This is a genomic window from Brevibacillus choshinensis, assembly GCF_001420695.1.
Classification (GTDB): domain Bacteria; phylum Bacillota; class Bacilli; order Brevibacillales; family Brevibacillaceae; genus Brevibacillus; species Brevibacillus choshinensis.
The window spans coordinates 1,485,416-1,508,581 of record NZ_LJJB01000007.1 but is presented as its reverse complement, the minus strand read 5'-3'; the positions used below and the strand labels follow the sequence as shown (position 1 = coordinate 1,508,581).

General features: G+C 47.9%; 21 protein-coding genes and 1 pseudogene. 5 read left to right on the top strand and 17 right to left on the bottom strand.

Features of this window, described 5'->3' with window-relative positions:
- Positions 1–182 precede the first annotated feature (182 nt).
- Positions 183–641, top strand: coding sequence for a hypothetical protein (locus AN963_RS07245; protein ID WP_055743833.1), 459 nt, complete (start codon positions 183–185; stop codon positions 639–641).
- Between the two features lie 101 nt (positions 642–742).
- On the opposite strand, the gene AN963_RS07240 is transcribed toward AN963_RS07245, so the two are convergent.
- Both AN963_RS07240 and AN963_RS07235 read right to left on the bottom strand, forming a co-directional pair.
- The gene (locus tag AN963_RS07240; RefSeq protein WP_152985612.1) at positions 743–1,054 is read right to left on the bottom strand and encodes a hypothetical protein; all 312 of its coding nucleotides are present in this window, start codon (positions 1,052–1,054) and stop codon (positions 743–745) included.
- 246 nt (positions 1,055–1,300) lie between these two features.
- Positions 1,301–2,182, bottom strand: coding sequence for a cation diffusion facilitator family transporter (locus tag AN963_RS07235; RefSeq protein ID WP_055743831.1), 882 nt, complete (start codon positions 2,180–2,182; stop codon positions 1,301–1,303).
- Positions 2,183–2,440: 258 nt separating this feature from the next.
- Between AN963_RS07235 and AN963_RS32645 the strand changes: the two are divergent.
- Positions 2,441–2,557, top strand: a pseudogene (locus AN963_RS32645) (L-dopachrome tautomerase-related protein); the annotation flags it as partial.
- Positions 2,558–2,658: 101 nt separating this feature from the next.
- Here the strand turns inward: AN963_RS32645 and accC are convergent.
- The 10 genes from accC to AN963_RS07185 all read right to left on the bottom strand — a co-directional run bounded on the left by accC (position 2,659) and on the right by AN963_RS07185 (position 13,784).
- Entirely contained in the window at positions 2,659–4,005 is a 1,347-nt protein-coding gene (gene accC / locus AN963_RS07230) for an acetyl-CoA carboxylase biotin carboxylase subunit (RefSeq protein WP_055743830.1), read from the bottom strand.
- Positions 4,006–4,018: 13 nt separating this feature from the next.
- Positions 4,019–4,471 carry an acetyl-CoA carboxylase biotin carboxyl carrier protein gene (locus AN963_RS07225; protein ID WP_055743829.1) on the bottom strand — a complete coding sequence of 151 codons (453 nt, stop codon included), beginning with the start codon at positions 4,469–4,471 and terminating at the stop codon, positions 4,019–4,021.
- A gap of 15 nt (positions 4,472–4,486) precedes the next feature.
- Positions 4,487–6,028, bottom strand: a complete 1,542-nt coding sequence (locus tag AN963_RS07220) for an acyl-CoA carboxylase subunit beta (protein WP_201783743.1) — start codon at positions 6,026–6,028, stop codon at positions 4,487–4,489.
- 34 nt (positions 6,029–6,062) lie between these two features.
- On the bottom strand, positions 6,063–7,106 hold the full coding sequence (gene meaB / locus AN963_RS07215) for a methylmalonyl Co-A mutase-associated GTPase MeaB (protein ID WP_055743827.1): 1,044 nt from the start codon (positions 7,104–7,106) through the stop codon (positions 6,063–6,065).
- A complete protein-coding gene (scpA, locus tag AN963_RS07210; protein WP_055743826.1) occupies positions 7,103–9,277 on the bottom strand; it encodes a methylmalonyl-CoA mutase in 2,175 nt (724 codons plus the stop codon). The genes meaB and scpA overlap by 4 nt, the downstream gene beginning before the upstream one ends.
- Positions 9,274–11,397 carry a methylmalonyl-CoA mutase family protein gene (locus AN963_RS07205; RefSeq protein WP_055743825.1) on the bottom strand — a complete coding sequence of 708 codons (2,124 nt, stop codon included), beginning with the start codon at positions 11,395–11,397 and terminating at the stop codon, positions 9,274–9,276. The genes scpA and AN963_RS07205 overlap by 4 nt, the downstream gene beginning before the upstream one ends.
- Positions 11,398–11,435: 38 nt before the next feature.
- Positions 11,436–11,957 carry an acetyl-CoA carboxylase biotin carboxyl carrier protein gene (gene accB / locus AN963_RS07200; protein WP_055743824.1) on the bottom strand — a complete coding sequence of 174 codons (522 nt, stop codon included), beginning with the start codon at positions 11,955–11,957 and terminating at the stop codon, positions 11,436–11,438.
- A 274-nt stretch (positions 11,958–12,231) separates the two neighbouring features.
- Positions 12,232–12,879: a TetR/AcrR family transcriptional regulator gene (locus tag AN963_RS07195; protein ID WP_055743823.1), complete on the bottom strand. Its 648-nt coding sequence runs from the start codon at positions 12,877–12,879 to the stop codon at positions 12,232–12,234.
- Positions 12,880–12,964: 85 nt separating this feature from the next.
- On the bottom strand, positions 12,965–13,249 hold the full coding sequence (locus AN963_RS07190) for a DUF2277 domain-containing protein (protein ID WP_055743822.1): 285 nt from the start codon (positions 13,247–13,249) through the stop codon (positions 12,965–12,967).
- A 70-nt stretch (positions 13,250–13,319) separates the two neighbouring features.
- Complete coding sequence (locus AN963_RS07185) at positions 13,320–13,784, bottom strand: SgcJ/EcaC family oxidoreductase (RefSeq protein WP_055743821.1); 465 nt, start codon at positions 13,782–13,784, stop codon at positions 13,320–13,322.
- A gap of 204 nt (positions 13,785–13,988) precedes the next feature.
- Here AN963_RS07185 and AN963_RS07180 point away from each other — a divergent pair, with 204 nt between their 5' ends.
- Complete coding sequence (locus AN963_RS07180) at positions 13,989–15,557, top strand: FMN-binding glutamate synthase family protein (protein ID WP_055743820.1); 1,569 nt, start codon at positions 13,989–13,991, stop codon at positions 15,555–15,557.
- 22 nt (positions 15,558–15,579) lie between these two features.
- Here AN963_RS07180 and AN963_RS07175 read toward each other — a convergent pair whose 3' ends face one another.
- The 3 genes from AN963_RS07175 to AN963_RS07165 all read right to left on the bottom strand — a co-directional run bounded on the left by AN963_RS07175 (position 15,580) and on the right by AN963_RS07165 (position 18,648).
- Positions 15,580–16,740, bottom strand: coding sequence for an MFS transporter (locus tag AN963_RS07175; RefSeq protein WP_055743819.1), 1,161 nt, complete (start codon positions 16,738–16,740; stop codon positions 15,580–15,582).
- A gap of 141 nt (positions 16,741–16,881) precedes the next feature.
- Positions 16,882–17,568 (bottom strand): aspartate/glutamate racemase family protein, encoded by a 687-nt coding sequence (locus tag AN963_RS07170; RefSeq protein WP_055743818.1) that lies wholly within the window; start codon positions 17,566–17,568, stop codon positions 16,882–16,884.
- Entirely contained in the window at positions 17,569–18,648 is a 1,080-nt protein-coding gene (locus AN963_RS07165) for an isocitrate/isopropylmalate dehydrogenase family protein (protein ID WP_055743817.1), read from the bottom strand.
- Between the two features lie 253 nt (positions 18,649–18,901).
- Here AN963_RS07165 and AN963_RS07160 point away from each other — a divergent pair, with 253 nt between their 5' ends.
- Together AN963_RS07160 and AN963_RS07155 are read left to right on the top strand one after the other, a co-directional pair.
- On the top strand, positions 18,902–19,522 hold the full coding sequence (locus AN963_RS07160; protein WP_055743816.1) for an RraA family protein: 621 nt from the start codon (positions 18,902–18,904) through the stop codon (positions 19,520–19,522).
- 145 nt (positions 19,523–19,667) lie between these two features.
- On the top strand, positions 19,668–19,982 hold the full coding sequence (locus tag AN963_RS07155) for a hypothetical protein (protein WP_236707885.1): 315 nt from the start codon (positions 19,668–19,670) through the stop codon (positions 19,980–19,982).
- A gap of 103 nt (positions 19,983–20,085) precedes the next feature.
- On the opposite strand, the gene AN963_RS07150 is transcribed toward AN963_RS07155, so the two are convergent.
- Both AN963_RS07150 and AN963_RS07145 read right to left on the bottom strand, forming a co-directional pair.
- The gene (locus tag AN963_RS07150) at positions 20,086–21,372 is read right to left on the bottom strand and encodes a DHHW family protein (RefSeq protein WP_055743815.1); all 1,287 of its coding nucleotides are present in this window, start codon (positions 21,370–21,372) and stop codon (positions 20,086–20,088) included.
- A gap of 21 nt (positions 21,373–21,393) precedes the next feature.
- Positions 21,394–22,800: an MBOAT family O-acyltransferase gene (locus AN963_RS07145; protein ID WP_055743814.1), complete on the bottom strand. Its 1,407-nt coding sequence runs from the start codon at positions 22,798–22,800 to the stop codon at positions 21,394–21,396.
- Positions 22,801–23,166: the final 366 nt, after the last annotated feature.

Genomic DNA, 23,166 nt, shown 5'->3' with positions numbered 1-23,166 from the left:
CAAAGTCAGACAACTTTCTTTGACGACTTCATATGTTATTGCAGGAGGTGGTCCAATTGGCTCTCAGATGTCTTTGTCGAGGCAGTAGATGCACGGTTTTTTGCAGGTGTGGGTGCAGACGAAAAAGGAAATAACACATATGTTCGTACGCTGGAAAAAAGTAGCGAACCAAGGAGGGCGAGATGCTTTTTCTGAACCTGATTTTTCTCAGTTTAGTGACGGTTAGCAGCATCCTGTATACTTATAAAAATAGGTCCGAGCTAGCCTGTATGGACGGAATGACCATCGCTATGGTGCTAGGCGCTATGTCTAGTATCTCTTTAGGTTTGAATATTCAAGTGTATCTGGTGAGTGATTTGGGACTTGCGACCATCATTGCTGTCGTTATTGGGATGGCAGTTGGGTTTATCACAGGAAAACTAGTCTCCCTAACCGCTTCCATCGAAGGAGTAATGGCCGGAATCATGGGCGGGTTGATGTCACCCATGCTAGGTGCCATGCTTTCTCATCCGTTGGGGCTTATCTGGTTTTTTGACTTTGCCTACATCGTTGTTTTGATCTTGATCGTCTTCCTAGTAAAACAAGCTAGGCAAGCCTTTTTGGAAGAAGCGAGGGAAGCTGAGAAAAATCAAAGTGGGTAGTCTTGAGACTCCTCCCAAACACGGTCGCTCTCGCTTCTTAGCGCATAAGGTAGGTGGCAATGCTCTCAATAAAAAGGGAGAGCAATCGCTCTCCCAGCTCGTCAACCTGTTTCGTTGTTTTTAAAAGGATTTTTTTCTTTTGTTTCCAGGAACGTACTTAATAACTCACTAGCAATTCGTACATTATTGATTACGGTACCCAAATCGATGTTAAGATTCGGAATCATGTTAAATATCGATAGCTTTCGAGGCTTATTTTTCTTCCTCGTTTTAATCCATTCCCGATGATACAGGTCCAATGCTGTTGGATCTTTTTTCAGCCTCTTCTTCGTGATGTTCTTCTCTTTGAGCCACTCCAAAAATTCAGGTGAAAAACGATCACCGGTCTCGTCTGGCTGTCTTCTCATTTTCATGACCGTTCCTCCTTTCCCATGTTTCATGCAATTGAAAAGAAGGAACGATACTCCTCCTCTTCTCATGCCAAGGCTAGAAATACTGTATGTTTGCCTCTCTAGGTTCGCTTGTACGAACGCCTATCCAAGCAGTAGGCAGAATCATCACAGGCTTCATGATTCGAGTGTTACCAACGAATAATTGCCTCGTTAAAAGAGAAATGGAAAAAGCCCCTTTTCAAAAGAAAGGGGCCTTGCCATTTTCATTTAGTGGTTCTGCACTTTTTTACTTGGTTCGATATGGAAGTGAACATGGCGAATTCTATATTCATTCATCATTTTCTTTTCGATCTCTTCTGTAATTTTATGACTTTGGATCACGTTAAGTTTATGATCCACCGTAATGACTGCATCAACGAGAACACTACTTCCATGTCTTCGGGCTTTAATATCTTTAATCCATTCTACCCCAGGCGTTTTTTCAATCGTTTGCTTAAACGTCTCTAGCATTTCCTCGTCAAAACCATCTGTAAGGGTATGCGTAGCCTCCCGGAAAATGTCCCACGCTGTCTTGCAAATAATGAGTCCCACCACTACAGCCGTCAGCGAATCTAACCACGGTAGTCCAAATTGTGAACCGATAATCCCAATAAACGCTCCTATACTCACCAGGGCATCTGAACGATTGTCTTGTGCAGCCGCCATCATGGCTTGACTGTTAATTTTCCTAGCGAGTTGAGCATTGTAACGATACACGATATACATAATTGCTGCACAAATGAGGGCAGTCCAAGCAGCAATCATATCGGGTGCTTGTATTTCTGGCGAAAATAATCCCGTAGCGGCTTGATAGAGAACCTGAATTCCCACAGAAACCATAATAAAAGAAGCTACCATTGCACTAATCGTTTCTGCACGAAAATGACCATATGGATGATCTTCATCAGGCGGCTTTCGAGAAATTTTTAGCCCTATTAAAACAGCAATAGATGCGATAATATCCGTTGTATTATTAAATCCATCGGCAAGCAATGCCTCTGAGTTTGACACATAGCCAACCCCAAGTTTGAAAATAGAAAGGCAAATATAGGTGATAATGCTAATCCATGCACCTTTTTCACCTTTCTTAATATCATCGTAAATCTCCAACTGACTGACCCTCCATGGATGTTTTCTCGAACGTTTCCATGTTATCAAACGAAAATCGTGTGGGTCTAGAGAAACAGTTTTTGTCTCATTCAGGCTTTTAGTTCGCATGAAAATAAGTTGCGTCGAAGCAAAGATTTTACTTGCATCAAACTTTCCTCATCTGCACTGTATCCATACGAGCAACATCTGTATCAGCCTTATGCCACCCAGCGGCAATCGGACACAAATACCCGCTGGTTCCCCATTGGGCCCATGTATGAGGCGGGAAACATTGCAGCCCTGCAATCGATCCTTGGGTATGAAATAGACGAAAGTAATCATTTGTGGCTACTGGATCAAGGCAAAATCGCTTATGCTCCCTCACCAGACGGTTCGCATCTGTACGCATAGGAAAAATTGATAAACAAAGCCCAGTACCGAGGTCAGTACTGGGCTTTGTTTTATAGAAACTGAATCGTTTTCGCTACTCAGCGAGTTTACAGCTCCAGCTTGTTTTTCTCCAGGAAATTCGTCGCGAAATGTCCCGATACAAAATCAGGATGTTCCAGCAGCTTCTCGTGGAATGGAACTGTTGTGTGCACGCCTTCAATAACAAACTCGTCCAGTGCTCGACGCATGCGTGCGATTGCTTCGCTGCGGTCTGTTCCCCATACGATGAGCTTTGCTACCATCGAATCGTAGAACGGAGAGATTTCATAACCAGGGTAAACGGCACTATCTACTCGCACACCGTATCCACCCGGCGGCAAATAGTTAACGACTTTCCCTGGAGAAGGCATGAAGTTCTTGGAGGGATTCTCTGCATTAATTCTGCATTCGATTGCCCATCCGTTGATTTTCACATCATCCTGGGAAAAAGACAGTGGATTCCCTGCTGCCACTGAAATTTGTTCCTTGATGAGGTCGATGCCGGTGATCATTTCCGTCACGGGATGCTCTACCTGAATACGGGTGTTCATTTCCATGAAATAGAATTGACCGTGCTTATCCAACAAAAATTCCACGGTGCCCGCACCGTGATAGGAGACAGCCTTGGCTGCGGCTACTGCAGCTTGCCCCATTTTCTCGCGAAGCTCGCTATCCAAGGCTGGCGAAGGCGCTTCCTCTACCAGCTTTTGATGGCGTCGCTGTATCGAACAATCCCGCTCACCCAAATAGACAGCATGGCCGTGCTTGTCGCCCATGATCTGGATTTCTACGTGACGCGGTTCCTCTACGTATTTTTCCAAGTACACACCTGCGTTTCCGAATGCAGCTTCTGCTTCTTTCTGAGCTTGCTGGATCGCTTTACTGAGCTCTTGCTCGTCATGGGCGAGGCGCATCCCTCTTCCGCCTCCACCAGCAGTTGCTTTGACGATCACCGGGTATCCGATCTGAGCGGCAACCGCCAAGGCTTCATCAATATCATCGATCAGACCTTCTGTTCCTGGAACCAGTGGCACCTTTGCCATGCTCATGGTTGCCTTCGCCTCAGATTTATCCCCCATTTTCGTAATGGCTGCTGGATCTGGACCGATGAACGTGATCGAGCAATCTTGGCACAGCTGAGCAAACGAAGCATTTTCAGCAAGAAAACCGTATCCAGGATGGATAGCATCCGACTTCGTCAACAATGCAATGCTCATGATGCGCGGCATGTTCAGGTAGCTGTCTTTGGAAGCAGTGGGTCCAATGCAATACGCTTCGTCAGCAAGCTGCACATGCAGGGCTTCTCGATCTGCCTCTGAGTAGACAGCCACTGTAGAAATTCCTAATTCTCGGCAAGCGCGAATGATTCTGACAGCGATCTCTCCACGGTTGGCTACTAAGACTTTCGTAAACATTTGCGGTCTCCTCCTAGCTTTCTTTGACAGCCATCAACGCTTTGCCGTAATCGACGAGCTGACCGTCTGCTGCGAAAATTTCTACGATTTCTCCATTGACAGAAGAGACGATGTCTTGGGAAAGCTGCAAGGCGTCTACGGAGCAACGCCCTACCACGTCACCTGACTGGATCGTTTGACCGACTGTTACAGAAGACGTGAAGATTCCTACCGAACTGGAGGAGATGGTTTGGGTTACTGCTTGAGCTTCCGGAGGAGCTTGGGTCGTCACTTCTGCAGTTACTGCCGCCTCTTGATAGCCAGATTCGACTTCACCCGCCTGAACGGCGGGGATTTCATCGGACACTACGAGAATGGGAGCTGCCTTTTTAATCACGACCGTAGTCTTGCCTTGCTCCCACTCCAGTTCTTCGATGGAAGATTGATTGACCAGTTTGACCAATTCGCGAATATCGTGCAGTTTCATTTCTATCTGTCCCTTCTACAATGGGATATTCCCGTGCTTTTTATAGGGGCGATCTTCCTGTTTATCTCGCAGCATCTCCAACGCTTGCGCGACTTTCATGCGCGTTTCGCGTGGATCGATGACGTCGTCGACCATTCCCAAGCTGGCTGCCACATACGGATTGGCGAACTTCTCGCGGTACTCCGCGATTTTTTCTGCGCGAGTCGCTGCTGGATCTGCACTTTGCTCGATCTCTTTTGCAAAGATGATGTTTGCCGCACCCTCTGGACCCATAACAGCGATTTCTGCATTCGGCCACGCGTACACGACATCCGCGCCTATCGACTTCGAGTTTAGCGCAACATAGGCCCCACCGTATGCCTTGCGTAAAATGACGGTAATTTTCGGCACAGTCGCTTCCGAGTAAGCATAGAGGATTTTAGCACCGTGACGAATGATCCCGCCATGCTCCTGATTAATACCCGGGAAGAATCCCGAGACATCCTCGAAAGTGAGAAGCGGAATGTTGAAGCAATCGCAAAAACGAATGAAGCGAGCCAACTTGTCAGAGGAGTGGATGTCGAGTCCGCCAGCCATGACCTTTGGCTGATTGGCAATGATCCCTACACTGTGACCATCGATTCGCGCCAAGCCGATCACGATATTGCGGGCAAAGTTGGGCTGTACTTCCATAAAGTCCCCGAAGTCCACGATTTGCTCAATGACCTTGCGCACGTCGTACACTTTCGTGCTTTCCGCAGGGACGAGCTCCAGCATGTCTTCCTGCCAGTTCTTCCCTTCCTCCGAATCACGCACTGGAGCCTTGTCTTTGTTGTTTTGCGGCAAGAAGCTCAGCAGTCTCCGTACTTGTTCCAGCACCTCTTGCTCGGACTCAGCGGTAAAGTGAGCGTTTCCGCTAACGGTAGAATGCACCTTGGCTCCGCCGAGATCTTCAGCCGAGATTTTTTCTCCGGTCACTGTCTCGATCACCTTTGGACCTGTGATAAACATTTGGCTCGTCTTTTCCACCATGAACACGAAGTCTGTAATGGCTGGAGAATACACGGCCCCGCCAGCACATGGACCGAGGATGACTGAGATTTGCGGGATAACGCCAGAATAAATGGAGTTACGGTAAAAAATCGTTCCGTAGCCATCTAGTGAGCTGACACCTTCCTGAATGCGAGCACCACCGGAATCGTTCAAGCCGATGAAAGGTGCGCCATTCTTGGCCGCCAAATCCATCACTTTTGCAATTTTCATCGCGTGCATCTCACCGAGTGCCCCACCAAATACCGTGAAATCTTGGGCAAACAGATAGACAGCGCGTCCATTGATTTTCCCGTATCCGGTAACGACTCCCTCGCCTGGCGCTTCCATTTTATCCAGACCAAAATGAGTCGCGCGATGCTCTACGAAAGGATTCAGTTCCATAAAGGTGTCAGGATCAAGCAAGAGCTCGATCCGCTCTCTCGCCGTGAGTTTGCCCCGATTGTGCTGCGCATCGATGCGGGCATCTCCTCCGCCTAATTGAACCTTAAACTTTCGTTCCATCAGCTCGTCAATTTTTTCATGCATATTGCTCATAGTCCGACCTCTCTTTCCATCCCTGTCACTTTCTCGTTTTTTCAAATATCGCCACTAATTGCTGGACCGCGCTCGTCGCAGACAACTGTCCGCTCGCTACGGCCCCTTCGATCTGCGGCAGCATGTGGGCTATTTCCGGATTACTGTAAAAGGTGGATCGCAAATAATCCTGCGTCATACTGTGCATCCAATCCAGCGACTGAGCTTTGCGGCGAGCATCAAAGCCTCCCGTACGGGTCGTCTGTTCGCGAAAATGACCAATGACATCCCAAATGTCTCCGATGCCTTCCCCTGTCAGTGCTGAGCACATGTACGCTTTTGTTTCCCAACCCGTCGTCGCCGGTTGGAGGTAGTGCAAAACCCGATTGTACTCGCCGCGCGCGACGAGTGCCCTGTGCTTGTTCTCTCCGTCTGCTTTGTTGATCAACAGCGCGTCAGCAATCTCGATAACACCCTTTTTGATCCCTTGCAGCTCATCTCCAGCTCCTGTCAGCATGAGTAGCAAAAAGAAATCGACCATGGACCGGACCGTCGTCTCACTTTGCCCTACGCCAACTGTCTCTATTAAAATCACATCGTACCCTGCCGCCTCACAGATTAGCATGGTTTCCCGCGTTTTCCGATTAACTCCGCCCAGCGTTCCACCAGTTGCGGAAGGGCGTATAAAGGCGTTTGGATTGCGTGACAAAAGCTCCATCCGCGTTTTGTCTCCGAGAATACTGCCGCGCGTCACTGTACTGCTCGGATCAACCGCTAGCACAGCCACTCGATGTCCTTTTTCACAAAGCATCGTTCCGAATGCCTCGATGAACGTGCTTTTCCCTGCTCCTGGTACACCCGTGATCCCAATACGAATCGAATTTCCGGTATCAGGCAAAAGCTGCTTGATGACTTCCTGCGCCATATTCATATGGACAGCTGAATTGCTCTCTGCCAGGGTGATGGCTTGCGCGAGGATCGTACGGTTGTTTTCCCGCACGCCCTGCACATATTGCTCAACGGTTAAGCGAGGGAGACGGACTGACGAAGAAAAGTTTAAGGAAGTCCTGTCTTTATTGCCCTCACTCATAGACTCGCAGCCTCCAGCCGACGCACGATTTCTTGCAGTACATTTTGCGCCGCCACTGGAATGACCGTACCCGGACCAAAGATTGCTGCCGCTCCGTTTTCTTTCAAGAACGCGTAGTCTTGGGCAGGAATGACTCCACCGATCACCACAACAATATCTTCTCGGTCTAACTTTTTCAGCTCTGCCACTAGTTGTGGAAGCAATGTTTTATGTCCAGCAGCAAGTGAGCTGAATCCGATGACGTGCACATCGTTCTCGACTGCTTGTTTTGCCGTTTCTTCCGGCGTCTGGAAAAGCGGCCCGATATCGACATCAAAGCCCAAGTCCGCAAAGGCAGTAGCGATGACTTTTGCTCCCCTGTCATGTCCATCCTGACCCATTTTGGCGATCATGATGCGCGGGCGACGACCTTCCCATTGCTCAAACTCGTCAGCCATTTTCCGTACGGCTGCTACTTCATCCGCATCTGCATACTCCGTGCTGTAAACGCCGCTGATCGAGCGAATGACTGCCTTATGTCGGCCAACTACCTTTTCATACGCATCGGAGATTTCCCCTAAGGAAGCGCGTGCTCTTGCCGCTTCGATGGCTAACTCCAACAGGTTGCCTTCTCCAGTTTCGGCACAAGTCGTAATGGCTTGCAGTGCCGCTCTTACTCTCGCCTCATCCCGATTTTCTCGCAGTTCGCGCAAGCGTTTGATTTGTGCTTCGCGTACAACGGTATTATCGACTTCAAGAATCTCCAGTGGATCTTCTTTATCCAGGCGGTACTTGTTCACGCCGATAATCGCCTCTTTACCCGAGTCGATATGTGCCTGACGACGCGCGGCTGCTTCTTCGATTTTCATTTTCGGAAGGCCTGTTTCGATCGCTTTGGCCATACCTCCCAGCGCCTCGACTTCCTCAATATGTGCCCAGGCTTTTTCCACGAGCTGGGCAGTTAAGGACTCTACATAATAAGAGCCTGCCCACGGATCCACGACCTTGCAAATTTCCGTCTCGTCCTGCAGGAACAACTGGGTATTCCGTGCAATACGAGCGGAGAAGTCTGTAGGCAACGCGATCGCTTCATCAAGCGCATTGGTGTGCAAGGATTGCGTATGGCCCAGTGCAGCTGCCATCGCCTCGACGCACGTACGAACTACGTTGTTGAAAGGATCTTGCTCCGTCAAGCTCCAGCCAGATGTCTGGGAGTGCGTGCGCAAGGCCATCGATTTTTCACTTTTCGGGTCAAATTGCTTGATCAGATTTGCCCAGATCAGGCGTGCGGCTCTCATCTTGGCAATCTCCATAAAGTAATTCATGCCAATCGCCCAGAAGAAAGACAATCGCGGAGCGAAAGCGTCGATGTCGATGCCTGCTTTGAGTCCTGTACGAACGTATTCCAATCCATCTGCCAGCGTGTACGCGAGCTCGATATCGGCTGTTGCTCCCGCTTCCTGCATATGGTAACCGGAAATACTGATGCTATTAAATTTCGGCATGTGCTTGGAGGTATAAGCAAAGATATCGGAAATGATCTTCATGGACGCTTCTGGCGGATAAATGTACGTGTTGCGCACCATATATTCTTTTAAAATGTCGTTCTGGATCGTGCCCGTCAGCTGCGCCTGGGAAACACCCTGTTCTTCGGCTGCGACGATGTAAAACGCCATTATCGGCAACACAGCGCCGTTCATCGTCATGGACACCGACATCTGATCGAGAGGAATCCCGTCAAACAATATCTTCATGTCCAAAATCGAGTCTACTGCTACCCCTGCTTTTCCTACGTCTCCAACAACGCGGGGATGATCGGAATCATAGCCGCGGTGAGTAGCGAGGTCAAATGCGATGGAAAGACCTTTTTGACCCGCAGCGAGGTTGCGACGGTAAAATGCGTTGCTCTCTTCGGCAGTAGAAAAGCCTGCGTATTGACGCACCGTCCATGGTTGGGTCACGTACATCGTCGGATACGGTCCACGGAAAAATGGAGGCAATCCTGGCATGTACCCCAGATGCTCCATCCCGTTCAGGTCATCTTTGGTATAGAGCGGCTTTACCGGTATCTGCTCCAACGTTTGCCAGATCAACTCATCCAGTGTTTGCTGATCTTCTGGACGGGACGAGTTCACTGCCAAACTTTTGTTCGCCCGAAATGAAACCTTTGAAAAATCTGGCCTCTTCTTCATGACATCACCCCTATGCGTTCCTGGAGGTCTCGCAGTACTTGATAGCAATTTGAGCGAATATGAATACAGTCATCCAATCCTGCGTTTTTGTAGGCATCGAGTTGCTCTGCTGCGGGAAGTCCTGCTACGAGCACCGTCGTCTCAGGCTTTCCTGCTTTGATCGCTTGAGAAATAGCGGGGACAATCTCCGGATAGCTCTCATCATCCGAACAAATGACCGTGATGGGAGCACCGGAAGCAATAGCAGCCTGCGCCGCATCTTCGGGCGAAGTAAACTGTTGCTGACGCAGAACATCAAAGCCACCAACTGCAAAAAACTCGGAAGTAAAATCTGCCCGCCCTTTGTGCTTCGATACCTGCCCCATATTGGCGAGGAAGACTTTTGGCTTCATACCTGTCTTAGCCTCATACTGCTCTGCCTGCTGGCGCAATGTCTCGAATGCTTCAGCCAACCGATGATGGTGAAGCGGTTTTACTGTGATTGACTTCGTATTCGTTGGGTGCATAGCCTTTGTCAGTTCGCCTAGCGTTGCACCTGCCTGAACCGCTTTGACCGCCTTTTCCAACAGATCTTCCTGATCAAATGAAAGAGTTTCGAGCGCGGATGCTATTGCTGTACGGTCATGCTTCGCAAGATGAGACTGATGTGCTTTCAATCGTTTTGCAGGCTCAATCGCCAGCTTGCTTGGTTGTTCTGGATGCTCCAGTGCATTGGCGTACATGTTGCTACCAACGATTCGTGCTTTACGCAAAGCTGCGTTCTCGGCTTTTTTCCCTGCGATGTCCTCTATCTGTGCCTGTGGATTGCCAGCCTCGAGAGCTTGTAGCATCCCACCCTGTTCCTCTACCTGCAAGAACAGCTCCCATGCCTTCGTAGCGACTTCATCTGTTAACCACTCGACATACCATGAACCACCGGCAGGATCTATTACTTTTGACAGATGGGCTTCCTGCTCCAATATGATTTGCGTATTTCTCGCTATGCGACGGGAGAACTCATTGGCTGGACGGATCGCTTCGTCGTAGGCAGATACATGCAAGCTGTCGACGCCACCCACTACCGCTGAAAACGCTTCCGTAGTTGCCCGCAGCAGGTTCACGTTTGGATCGAGAATCGTTTTGGTCCATGCGGATGTTCGAGCATGAATGGTGATCTTTTGCGCAGCTTCCGATCCACCGTACGAATCGATGATCGATGCCCATAGCATGCGAGCCGCTCTGATTTTGGCGATTTCCATAAAGACGTTTGAGCCTATCGAGAAAGCAAACTGGATTTGCGGCGTGATATCCTCGATGGAAAGCCCTCTCTCCAGCAAGGCTTGCACGTACTCAACACCCGTAGCCAGGACGAATGCCAGCTCCTGTACGGCATTTCCACCTGCATCATGATACGGATGACCTTGCACCAGAATCGTTTTTAACTGAGGGGCATGCTTGCTTGCCCAGCGTGTCGTATGCGCCATGCCGTCAAAAGCAGCTGACATTTCATAGTTCAATGTTCCGTTCGAAATGAAGTTTGCTACAGGGTCCGCTCCTACACAGCCTCGAAGCTTGGTCGTATCCAAACCTTTTTCCTCTAAATGAGCAACGATCAAAGCTAATACGGGCAACCCGAAAGGACCTGCGTGGACGTAGAGTGGCACTTCTTCCAGATTGATATCCGCAAAGGCCGTGTCCAAATCCTCTCGACTAAAAATGGAAAGCCCACCATCACCGACAGATTCCAGCAGAGCTTCCTGTGGATCTTGCCCTGCCATTGAAGCGCGATCCAAAACAATGTTTAACATGGTCTGCCCGCGTTCCAAATCGTGCCGGGCAATTTGATTAAACTCATCAGCGTCGGCTGCCAAGATCTCTTGAGAAACCTCCCAGCCGCGGCTCTGAGTTGATCCTGCTTCGTTTATTCCTCTCAGGAAAGGTGCAGAACCCGGTTCAGCGTGAATGTGCTGGAGTTTTTCGACATCTTCTTTTCGATATATGGGCTGCAGAGTGATTCCCTCGTAGGTCTTGGTCAAGAGTTTGGCGTCAAAAGAAGCCCCTTTGAGTGTCTTCTCAGCCGCTTCCCGCCATTGATCGTACGTCGGGATGGAAAATTCCTTAAACAGTGTATCTTTGTTCACTAATCTTGACCTCCCCGATTGGTGATCAGTTTCACCAGTTATTGTGCTGTCTTGACTAGGAACAGGGGCTGGCCGAGATCAACCAACTGGCCGTTTTCGACCAGGACCTGAACGATTTCCCCGCTTACCTCTGCTTCGATCTCATTAAAGAGCTTCATCGCCTCTACAATACATACGATAGTAGATTTCTCCACTCGGCTACCAACTGATACATAAGGTGCTGCATCGGCTGCTGGTGCCGCATAAAAAGTACCTACCATGGGAGAAGTCACTTTATGCAAGTTTTCCGTATTTTCTGTTGGTTGAGCAGGTGCCTTTGGTGTTTCTACAGAAGTAGGACGAGCGACTTCGACAACCGGTTTTACAGGCGCGACAGGTGTAGGTACGACTGCTTTGACAGGTGCAACCACTACTTTTGCCGTTGGCGTTGTCTGCACCACTGACCCGGTCGTTCTGCGTTTGATGGCCAAACGAGCGTCTTCGTGCTTGACCTCAATGGATTCCACATCCGTTTGCTCTAACAATTTCACTAGCTCTCTCAGTTCATAAATCGTCAGCACAACCATTCCTCCTGTTATCTGAATCTCTGTATGAATACCACCAAACCGACCAGTTGGTTTGGTGAATACAAGCTAGACCGACCAGTTGGTCTTTGGTCCAGTATAACAAGTATCTGAATAATAGTACAGACCAACCAGTTGGTCTGACAGAACTATTTTTAAGCTCGTTACACCTGCCCACATACAACGAGAGGAAGGTTAGCGTGATCCACGCCACGCCCCCGCTGATCAAGACGAGCGAGAGCACAGTCGCATTTCATCCATGTTTGAATAGTTAAAGAGGTTTAAACGGAATTTCCGCGGTATGCAAGAAGAAACGATTAAAATCAGGGTTTTCCATTGCTTCTGATTTTAAGACGGAGTGCAGGACCATGTCTGCATAAATATCTGCGATCTGTTCGATGGAGTATGTACCTGATTTTTGATACCATTTGTAGATCCAGTTGACCATTCCGAAAATAGCCATGGATACGATGGGAACAGGCAATTCAGGGCGAAATTCTCCAGAGTCGATTCCCTCTTGCACAACCGTGAACATCATTTTTTTGTAGCGGTCCCGCTTAATTTCAATATCCTTGAAGTATTCAGGAGCAAGAAACAAGCTTTCCTGATAAAAGATGGTGACCTGTGATCGGTACAGATCGATCATCATGACGAAAGACTTTACGATAGCCTGCAAGCGCTCCGTTGGCGTGCCCCACTGTTCGTACGCTTCCTCCGCTTTCTCTAATACATACGAAATAAACTGATCATGGATGATGTAGAGAAGCTCATCCTTCGATTTGAAGTTGTGATAAAATCCACCCTTGGACGTTCCGCTCTCCTTGACGATTTGGTCAACGGTCACTCGGTGGTAGCCATTTGCTTCGAATAAGCGCATGGATGTTTCAATAATTCGTTCTCTGATTGATTTTTCGCTCATTGTCTTCACCCGTAGTCATTATAGCACAAGATCTGGTATCGTCACGCTTGTTGCAACGCAAGAGGGAAAATGTATGCCCGCACCCTTATTCTGTTTGCCCATTTGTGCCAAATCGTTTTGCATTCCTAGCCTGAGCACGTTCGATCTCCGTCTCACGATTACGTGGTTCTGCATTGGATACCAGCGAATTCAGTAGATTCTTGGCGACTACCGCAACCTCTTGTACAGCTTGGTTAAAAGCTTCCTCATTGGCTTTGGATGGTGTATGAAAGCCCGAAAGCTTTCTCACGAATTGAAGAGATGCGGCATGGATCTCATCCTCTGTAGCGGGTGGGTCAAAGTTGAACAACGTCTTTATGTTTCGACACATGGCTTACTCCTCCTCTATTCCTTAGCGGATCAAGCAGAAACAACTCGTTTTGCTTTTCCATCGGATCGTACTATAGCAAGGCTCTTAGCTCTTCTGTCAATTCGTCGACCAGCTCGGGTCTGCCATGGAACTGTGCCGGTGTCGTTTGAAAAAGAACCACACGCCACTCTCCATCGCACTTTTCAGCAACCACTGTCTGAATGGCATGAAGAGCTGGTTCAATATCGGTTTTCCCTGGCGGTATCATGCCTGCTACCGCTTGCAAAATCGCCGCGTTAGATCCAATAAAACGTACCGAACGGACGATCGTTACATAAGGTGGTGTCGGATGGCTAGCAAAGATCGGCAGAAGATGCGCCTCAATTCCTTCTCGCCCGGCGACCTGACTCCCGTCAAATCCGATCAGAGAGCCATCTGGGGCAAATGGCGCCGCCATGCCTTTCGCGCTCCGTTCATTCCATCCCGTAATGAGCGTGGCATAAAGCGAGCGAACCTCCTTTTCATCTTCTGAAAATACAGCAGCATGTCCAACCATTGGCGTATCCAGGATTCATTCCTCCCTATTAAGCGACCATATCCTCATTATAGCAAAAGGCTTTAGTCTATTTCCCTTGCATATCTCTTTTTGTTCTTGAATAAGTTTTGTCACCAAAGCAACGGAATCACGATTGGTGTTTTGTGGAAAGCTATTCGAGCTTCCTTTTCATTTTGATCAATGCGTGTCAGGAGGGTTAGCCAGATGGTTCAAACAGTCCTGTTGGTCATACTGCTAATTATCGTAGTGTTGCCACCTATTTTCTTCAGCTACATGTATGCCTTATCCAAAAAACCAAAGCACTCCATCATTCGCTCTCATCCGTATCTCGGATGGCTGCGTTACCTTCTAGAAAAACTGGGGCCGGAGTTCCGCCAATACTGGTTTGACAGTGACACCGAAGGAAAACCGTTCTCCCGGGCCGATTTCGTCGGTCTTGTGTATGCAGCGAAATATCGGACGGATCTCATCTCCTTTGGAGGCAGACGCGATTATGAGAAGCCCGGCTTCTACATATCCAATGCCATGTTCCCCAAACTGACTAGTGAGCTAAAGGTAGATAACGAAAAAACGGTGGTCGGAAAGAAATACGTCATTACCGATGAAGGCCTGTTTACGAGAAGGGAAATCTTCATCGAAGAACAAGTGAAGCCATGGCTGCTTCATGATGAGGACGTCATCGTGGTCGGAGAAAACCGTCGGCATCCTTGGCGGATCAAAGGCATGTTCGGAGCTTCAGCCACTTCATTCGGTGCCGTCGGAGAGAATTATATTCAGTCCACAGGAAGCGGCGCCTTCATGGCGGGTGGGTCCTGGATCAATACGGGGGAAGGCGGAGTCGCAGAGGTACACCTGGCGACGGGCGTCGATATCGTCTCGCAGATTGGGCCAGGTATGTTCGGCTTTCGCGATGAGACGGGAAGCTTTTCCATAGAGGAGTATAAGCGAAAAGCAAGTCTCTCCCCTATCAAAGCATTCGAGTTGAAGTTTCACCAAGGGGCAAAAATTCGAGGGGGTCATCTTGAAGGCTCCAAGGTAACAGAAAAAGTCGCAGCCGCTCGCCTCGTTCCTGTAGGAAAAACGGTGAACTCCCCAAACCGTTTTGAGTTTCTAACCAATCCACAGGAAGCACTTCGTTTTATCGGTACCTTGCAGGAAGAAGGCGGCAAGCCCGTTGGTGTAAAAATTGTGGTCGGCGATCCGAAGCGACTCGAGCCGTTTTTTCAGTCGATGCTAGATTTGGATATCTACCCAGACTTCATTACCGTCGACGGTTCTGAGGGTGGTTCTGGTGCAACTTTCAAGGCGATGGCTGACGGTATGGGTCTACCGCTGTTTGCCGCGCTTCTGATCCTAGACGATACGGCAAGAAAATTTGGCGTGCGCGATCGTTTTAAAATTTTCGCTTCCGGTAAACTTATTACGCCTGACAAAGTAGCAATCGCTCTTGCACTGGGAGCAGACTGCGTCAATTCCGCACGAGGCTTCATGATGGCCAATGGCTGTATCATGGCCATGCAGTGCCACACTGGTAAGTGCCCTACTGGTATCACGACTACTGATTCCAAGTATCAAGAAGCACTAGCGCCTGAAGAAAAGCAGTGGCGTGTGATGAACTATATCCTTCAACTGAGGGAAGGCTTGTTTTCATTAGCCGCTGCCTGCGGTATAGATAGTCCCTGCCATTTAAGCCGAGAACATGTCGTGTTTACAAACGAAAGTGGCCAAAGCATTCGAGTCGTCGATTTGTTTCCTTATCCGGAGCCGATGTAATGGCGTTATCAATCGTTGGGGGTCAGTTTCCTATTGAACCTTTTACTTCAGCAGGAAGAGTCTTTTCTTTCGTCAAGAAGGCTCCCCCCAACAAAAACGCTCCGCTAATGTAAAACACGGCTACCAGCCCACCCCAGCTTCCGATGACTCCAAAGAATAATGGCGCAACCAATTGCGAAAGTCGGTTGGATGCCAGCCGCAGACCTAGTACTTCCCCTGTGCGGGTCTTCGGCGAAGCATTGTAGGTAGTCGTCAATGACAAAGGTTGTCCGCACCCCAGTCCCACTCCCATGATGGCACTCAGAATGAGCAACAACACTACGTTACTCACAAAAGGAATCAGCAAGAACGAGATGCCAGCAGTTAGAATGGAGAAGAGAAGGACCTTGTCTCTGCCTGCTACCTCCGCCAGCTTGGCTAAAAACAAACGGACAGGAACCATCGCCAGCCCTTGGATGGCAATGATCCACCCAATACTGGAGTCTGAGATCCCCAGATGGCTGGCGTACAACGGAAAGTAGGCCACATAAATGTCTCGGGAATACAGAACCAATGCGCTGGTGGCCAAAGCCTTACGTAACAACGGAATTTTCAGTAGCGTAAAAGAATTCCCCGCATCCTCAGGAGCCTTTTCCTTCTTTTGTCCGACCATTGCCGGGATCAACAAGGAAAACCCAATCGGAATGACACTGATTGCTTCAGACACCATAAATACAGAAGCATAGGAGACTTGCTCCGCTAAATATCCACCGAGGACAGGCCCGATAAAGCTCGCAAAAGCTACAACCGTACTGAAGACACTGAAGTAATGGTCGCGATTTTCTTTGGTCGCTGCTTTTCCCAATACATTTTGCATGCAGACATTGATGAAAACGTGAGAGACTCCGACGATCGCTTGAGAGACAAAGAGTGACCACAGCGTTGGGAATAAAAAAGGAAGGGTTAAACCGACTGCACAACCGATGTTCGACAGGAAAAGAGGCATCCGATCCCCGAAGCAATCGGCAATTTTACCCGCGTGAATCGCAAACAGCAAAGGAAAAAAGGCAAAGGTCGCTGCGAGAATCCCAATGAGAAACGTGTCTGCCCCCATATCGGCAGCGTATAGCGTCATCATCGGTCTGGTTGCGAAGATCATGATCTGGAAGCCAAAAGTAATGAAGAGCACATTGCGAAGAATCATTCGTGATCACCTAGTTATCTCTCTATTTGTATCTTATTATTCTAGTAAAATTCTGATAGGAACAGAAATTTATCACAATCATTTAAATACCGAATGCTATATATGAACGTTATCCCAATAGTGATGAGACGTCGATACCCATCAGCTTCGCGCAACGCGTTTGCTTTCTAGTAAATGCAAGATCGTACGGATACTAATTTCCGGGCTAGTGAGAACTGGCGTTGACGGCGGTTCCGCTAAACTCAGCAATGCGCGTGCCATCGACATTTGTGCCAACAATATCACTTCGTTGGTGACCGAAAGCTCCCGAATCTTTTGGTGGATTAGCTCGTCATGCTGGGCCCTCTCGCCATTTTGCAGAGCGACAAACGCTTCGGTGATTACCTCCGTCTGAACTTCGACAGTCTTGCCCTGCTCGACAGCGATCTCTTGTAGCTGCTGGGTAGTGATTGGCCCTGCTGTTCCTACCGTCGCGATTACCCCGATACGCTGAGCGGTACTCACCGCGTACTCCAACATACTCGTGTCGGCACTCATTACCGGTGTAGAGAACAGGCTTCTAATTTGAGGCACGTACGGAGAAAACGAAGAGCAAGTTAGTAAAATTCCATCCACTCCACTTTCTTCGGCTCGCGCAATGAGCGCAACGAGTCGTCGAATCATCGCTGTTGTAATGACACCTGTTTCATTTAACTCAAAGATCAATCCTTCGTCCATAAAGTTTAGCAGTATCACGTGTGGTGCTTGAGCCCGAAAAGCGTCATGGATGGGCTGCACTGAATTCATCGTCGCATGAATCAGACCAATGCGGGTAGGAGATGTCGCCATTTATTTCCCTCCTGAAGCGATCCGCTCGATAATCGCCGCTGTGAATTCTGTGGTGGATGCTGTTCCACCCAAATCACGCGTGCAAATCCCTGCTTCCATTGTCTCCATAATCGCCTGTTCCGCAAGGCGTGCGACGCGGTACAAATTCTGATCTTGGTGACGCGCAGAGAGCCAATCGAGGAGCATCACAGTCGAGAGCATTTCCCCTACGGGATTCGCGATGTTTTTCCCAGCGATATCAGGTGCCGAACCATGGGCGGCCTGGGCCATCGCCTGCTGGTCATTCGTATTAATAGATGGCGCCAATCCCAGACTGCCTACCAGTTCACCAGCCAAGTCAGATAAAATATCTCCAAACATATTCGTCGTCACGATCACATCAAATTCTTTCGCTCTTCGCACGAGATGGGCAGCCATTGCATCAATGTGGTAGTCCTCTACTTTTACTTCAGGGTATTGTTTTGCCACCTCACGACAGGTATCGAGAAACAATCCATACCCCAGTCTGATGACATTCGCTTTATGGACAATCGTCACTTTGCGCTTACGTTGCATCGCCATGCGAAACGCAGCATGGGCAATTCTCTCGGAAGCCTTTCGTGTAAAGACTCCATTTACGACCGCGATATCTGGCGTAATCATGTACTCTCCTAGACCTGCATGCATGTTTCGGTCAGGGTAAAACCCCTCTGTATTCTCCCGAAAAATGACCAAGTCCGCTTCCCCTACCACGCTTTTGATTCCAGAGATTGTCTTGCTAGGGCGAATGTTTGCATACAGGTCAAAGTGATGACGCAGCTCTCCACTCGGATTGCGCTTTTCTTTGTGTTCGGGTGGATACGACGAGGAGTCGTGTGGTCCCATGATCCAGCCATGGCACCCTCGCAATGTTTCTTTGGTCAAGTCAGGTATCGGCTCTCCATGCGTCTCGATCCCTTCCCACCCCATAGGCAGTGGTACGAAATCTATCGTCGTTGTACCTGCATATTCGGCTACTGCTGCAATGACCTCTACGCTCGCTTTTACAATCTCCGGGCCGATTCCGTCTCCGTTTAGTACGCCGATTTTATAGGTTGCCATCTCGTCCATCCCTTTCCATGTTTGCAAGTGTTGTTTGGTAAAAATGTACGGTAGTTTGGGAAGGAAATAAAATAGCGGTTTTGAATGAGGGTTGATAACTTTTCGTTATCGTTTGATGGCTGGCTTTATGAATCAGAGGCTATATGCACATTTTGTTATGGCGAACGATTCCTTTTTTGTATTTTTCCAATTTTCCAGCTGGCTGTATACTTGCTCTATCATTGGCTTTTTCCAGACTGAAGGAGGTTCACCCATGTCCACTGTCGTAGAAAAGTTCCAAACCGTTCCCACCACATGCATTTCCGATACGATGCAAGGCCTGAATAACCTCGATCCAGCCATCAAACCACTCAAAGAGGAATATCATATTGCGGGAAGAGCATTCACTGTTAAAATGCCCGTTGGTGACAATCTGTCCGTATTGCAAGCCATTCGGGATGCACAACCAGGCGATATTCTCGTCATCGATGCCAAGGGCGACACCTACCGTGCGATCGCGGGAGATTTTGTTGTGGGCCTCGCGCAAACCATGGGCATCAAAGGCATTGTAGTAGATGGTGTCATTCGTGACATCGTGGGGATCAAGAAGCTGGATTTCCCTGTCTTTTGCAAAGGAACGACGGTCGCTGCGAGTGGCAAGGCTGGCTGGGGAGAAGTAAACGTCCCGATCTCTTGCGGAGGTGTCAGCATTCAACCAGGAGATATCATTGTGGCCGACGCAGATGGTGTGGTTGTTGTGCCGCAGTCGAAGGAAGAGCAGATTTTGGAGCAGGCACTCGACAAGCTGGAAAAGGATCAAGTGCGCGAGTCATCAGTTGCTGGTAATCGTGAGGCGGTTATTCAGTATTTGGATAAGTTTTTGGGGAGGAAATAAGAGGTTGCGAGCGTTTTGTTCGAATGACAAGAAAGAAGCCCGATTCTGCATGAGCAGGATATCGGGCTTTTTCCGCGTAATTGTTTATTGTGGAGACGTAATACGATATCCTATTTTAAAAGCAAAATGGATCGAGGGGAAGGCATTGAAGCGATGGAAATCATTTCGTTTTTGGCTGGTTGTGGTTAGCATGTTGATCTGTGTGAACAACTATGTCGGAAACGACGGCGCTAATATTCTTCTGATCAGTTTGAATCCTTTCTTGAATGCGATCGCTTATCTCGAACCTATTCGTCATTCGATTTTTGATTATGAGAGTGCTAAGTTTGCTATAGATAGTGCTGTGATCAGCGTTCGATTTCCTGCTTATGTCTTGCATGTGGGGTCATTCTTTTTGATTGGAGTCGTAATGGACCAGATGGTTTGGAGATGGAAGTTTCGTCAACGTCTGGATAGGTAAAAAGGTCACTTCTTTTACGTAGGGAAACCATTTTTTCCTTATCTCTTTATCCACGATATTCTGACTCGCATCCGACTGCCAGCTTCCGCCTATAATACCTCCCCTACCTGCCATCACGTTTTTCAAAAACATAATTTTGACTATAAAGGTTATCATCATGCAAAGCGATAATCAGAATGTCATAATGCTCGCTTGATAAAATCTTTTTCAAGCTGAACTCCGAGTAGTAACGATTGTCGTAAACCGTCAGTTTGTTAAAATGTTGCGCGAAAAAAGGTGTGAGCGGATTCATGAATGAATCTTTCAGCAACAGGACATTCAATTGGTTACCTGCATTCTCGTTTTCATACACGATTTTTCGTCTGTCTCCGCCAAAGAGTGTGCCATATGAAACCTGGTTTTGCCCTATTTTGTATCCATAAAAATCGCTATAGTCTCGAACGGTCTGTTTTCCATCTGTATTAATCACTTCAAAATGTGTAAAAGTGAACGGCACGATCGGTTCGTAAATCATTGTTCGATCGGCTTTTTCGGGATCGATGGCAACATTTATTTGCCTGTTATAGCTGCCTTCAAACCTGCCATCCGTTAATTCAGACTCGCGAATCTCACCCAAAGACATGGGCTCTCCTTTGAATTGGGTCGACTTGTTTGAGAGTTGGCGTATCACCTCTTGATAAGCCGTAAACGCGCCTTTGATATTCCAATGATGGTCGGTTTCCAGGTAAAGTTCTTCCAACTGCGCATTCGTAAAGGTATCAAACTTGCTTCTGATATCCACGACGTTTATGTTTTTGTCGAGCTTGGACAAGAAATAGTCTCTCGATTTGGCGTAAGCGTCGGTTTGCAAGTAAGGCGGATACAAATGCATCAGCGATAGCGTCCGCGACGGATTCAAAACGAAAAACGTTTCTGTTTTTTGCTCGTTGGCGAATGCGACCGCTTCGTTTAATTTTGCCGTTGCTGCGTCTATTTCGCTGGTATGCACGACAGTATCTGGAACCGGCAAAATCCATTTGTTGTTGATCAACACCAGATTGGACACGATGCGCGAGTCGTTTACAACCGTTCCGTCTTCGGGTTTGTGCTCGGCTTTATCGTGAAGTAGGTTTTCCAACAGCATCGAGTTAAACAGGCTGGAATTTTGCTGTCTTTGATAGAGGCTCACCATTTCGTTGCGAAACACGATCTGATCGTTGAAATACTGATTCATGTCTTCGTAGAAACGAGATGTCGTCACAGTCTGGACGCTGACATCTGGCAGCTTGCTCATCGACCTGTTCTCGACGGCAGAGACGTCCTTTTCTGGTAAAAGGGCGCTGCCAATGGCAAACACAAAAATAATGGTGAGAAAGGCGACCATATATGCGATGGAAATAGATTTACTCATTTCGGTACTCCTCTTGAAAAGCTAGAATCGAAAATACAAGAAAGGGTTATAGGTAGAATTGATCAGATATAAGATCACTTCCGCAAACAGGAAGCAGTGAATCAGCAAGGCAAAAACGGTTTGCACGTTTGTGATCGGCTTGCTGAATTGCCATTTTTGTAGCTTGGGAAAAATAGGTACGGCAACCATTATGCCTATGGCAAATGGAATCCAATTGATCGATAACAACGCGAGAGCTTGGGAATCGAATATGTCGTTACCACGGGAATGAAACATGGCCAGGATGAAATCTGCTGCATACCCAAAGTTGTCGGCACGGAAGAATACCCATCCGATCATGACAAGCATCAGCACCACAACATGGTTTAGCGGATAAATTCTGGACATGATCTTCTCGAGACCGGCTTTTTCCAGAGCGATCAGGATGCCGTAGTAGATCCCCCAAGCAATAAACGTCCAACTTGCTCCGTGCCAGAATCCTGTCAGCCCCCACACGATCAATAAGTTGCGATACATTTTCCATGGTGCCACTTTGCTTCCGCCGAGCGGGATATATACATAGTCCCTGAACCAACTGCCAAGAGAAATGTGCCAGCGTCTCCAGAACTCGGAAACACTTTTGGAAATATACGGATAGTTAAAATTCTCGGCGAACTCGAAGCCAAACATTTTCCCCAGCCCGATCGCCATATCACTGTAACCCGAAAAATCATAATAGATCTGCAACGTATAAGCGATAATTCCAATCCAGGCGCTTCCGGATGAAAGGTCCATGACAGGCGTGGCGAACACGGTGTCCGCTACGAAGCCAAGGGGATTGGCCAAGAGTACTTTTTTCGACAACCCCAATATAAATCGTTTAATTCCCTCTGCGAATTGTATGGAAGAGAATACACGTTTGCTGAGCTGCTCGGCGACAGAATTGTAGCGAATGATTGGACCTGCTACAAGCTGCGGGAAGAAGGTGATGTAGAGGGACAAATTGAAAAGCTTTCGTTGCGCTCTTTCTGTTTTCCGGTAGACATCGATTAAATAACTAAGTGCATGAAACGTATAAAAAGAAATACCTAGCGGCAGCGGTACATGTGTAACATGAATATTCGTTTGCAGCGCTTGGTTCACAACATCTACAAAGAAGTTCGCATACTTAAAGAAGCCCAGAAGTCCGATATTGACAACGATCGCCAACGATAATATCGTGGTTCTCTTTTTTGTATGATTTTCCGTCTGATCGATCCATATCCCAAACCCGTAGTTCATGATAATGGATATGATCATCAGAACAATGTACCTCGGCTCACCCCAGGCATAGAAAAGGAGACTGAAAATTAATAGAATCGTATTTTTGTATTTGAAAGGAACCGCAAAATAGAGGGTTAGGACAAGCGGCAAAAAGAAAAACAAAAAGCTGACAGAACTGAAGACCAATGCGATTTCCTCCTGATGTTGACAAAATGCACGACTTACATGATAACAGGAATACTCTGTAAAGAAACTAGTATATCATTCATGAGCCTCTTTGCATCCTCTATTATAGTTTGTGAACATTCACCCTATTAGCCATTACTTGATTTTGATGCTATCTTTCAAAAAAAAGAGCCCTTAAAGATTACGTCAAACCTTAGTAGAAAGATACATTTCTACGTGGCTAAAATTAGTATGTATTTATTAATGCAAAATTCGGGCTGATTTCTTGGCATCTGCCTAACTGGCTGGAGGTTTCTGCTTTTTGTTGGATGCTAGACTGTCACGGTTTTGTCTTAGAGCGGGCTTAGCTTTCTTCCTCCTGGCTAC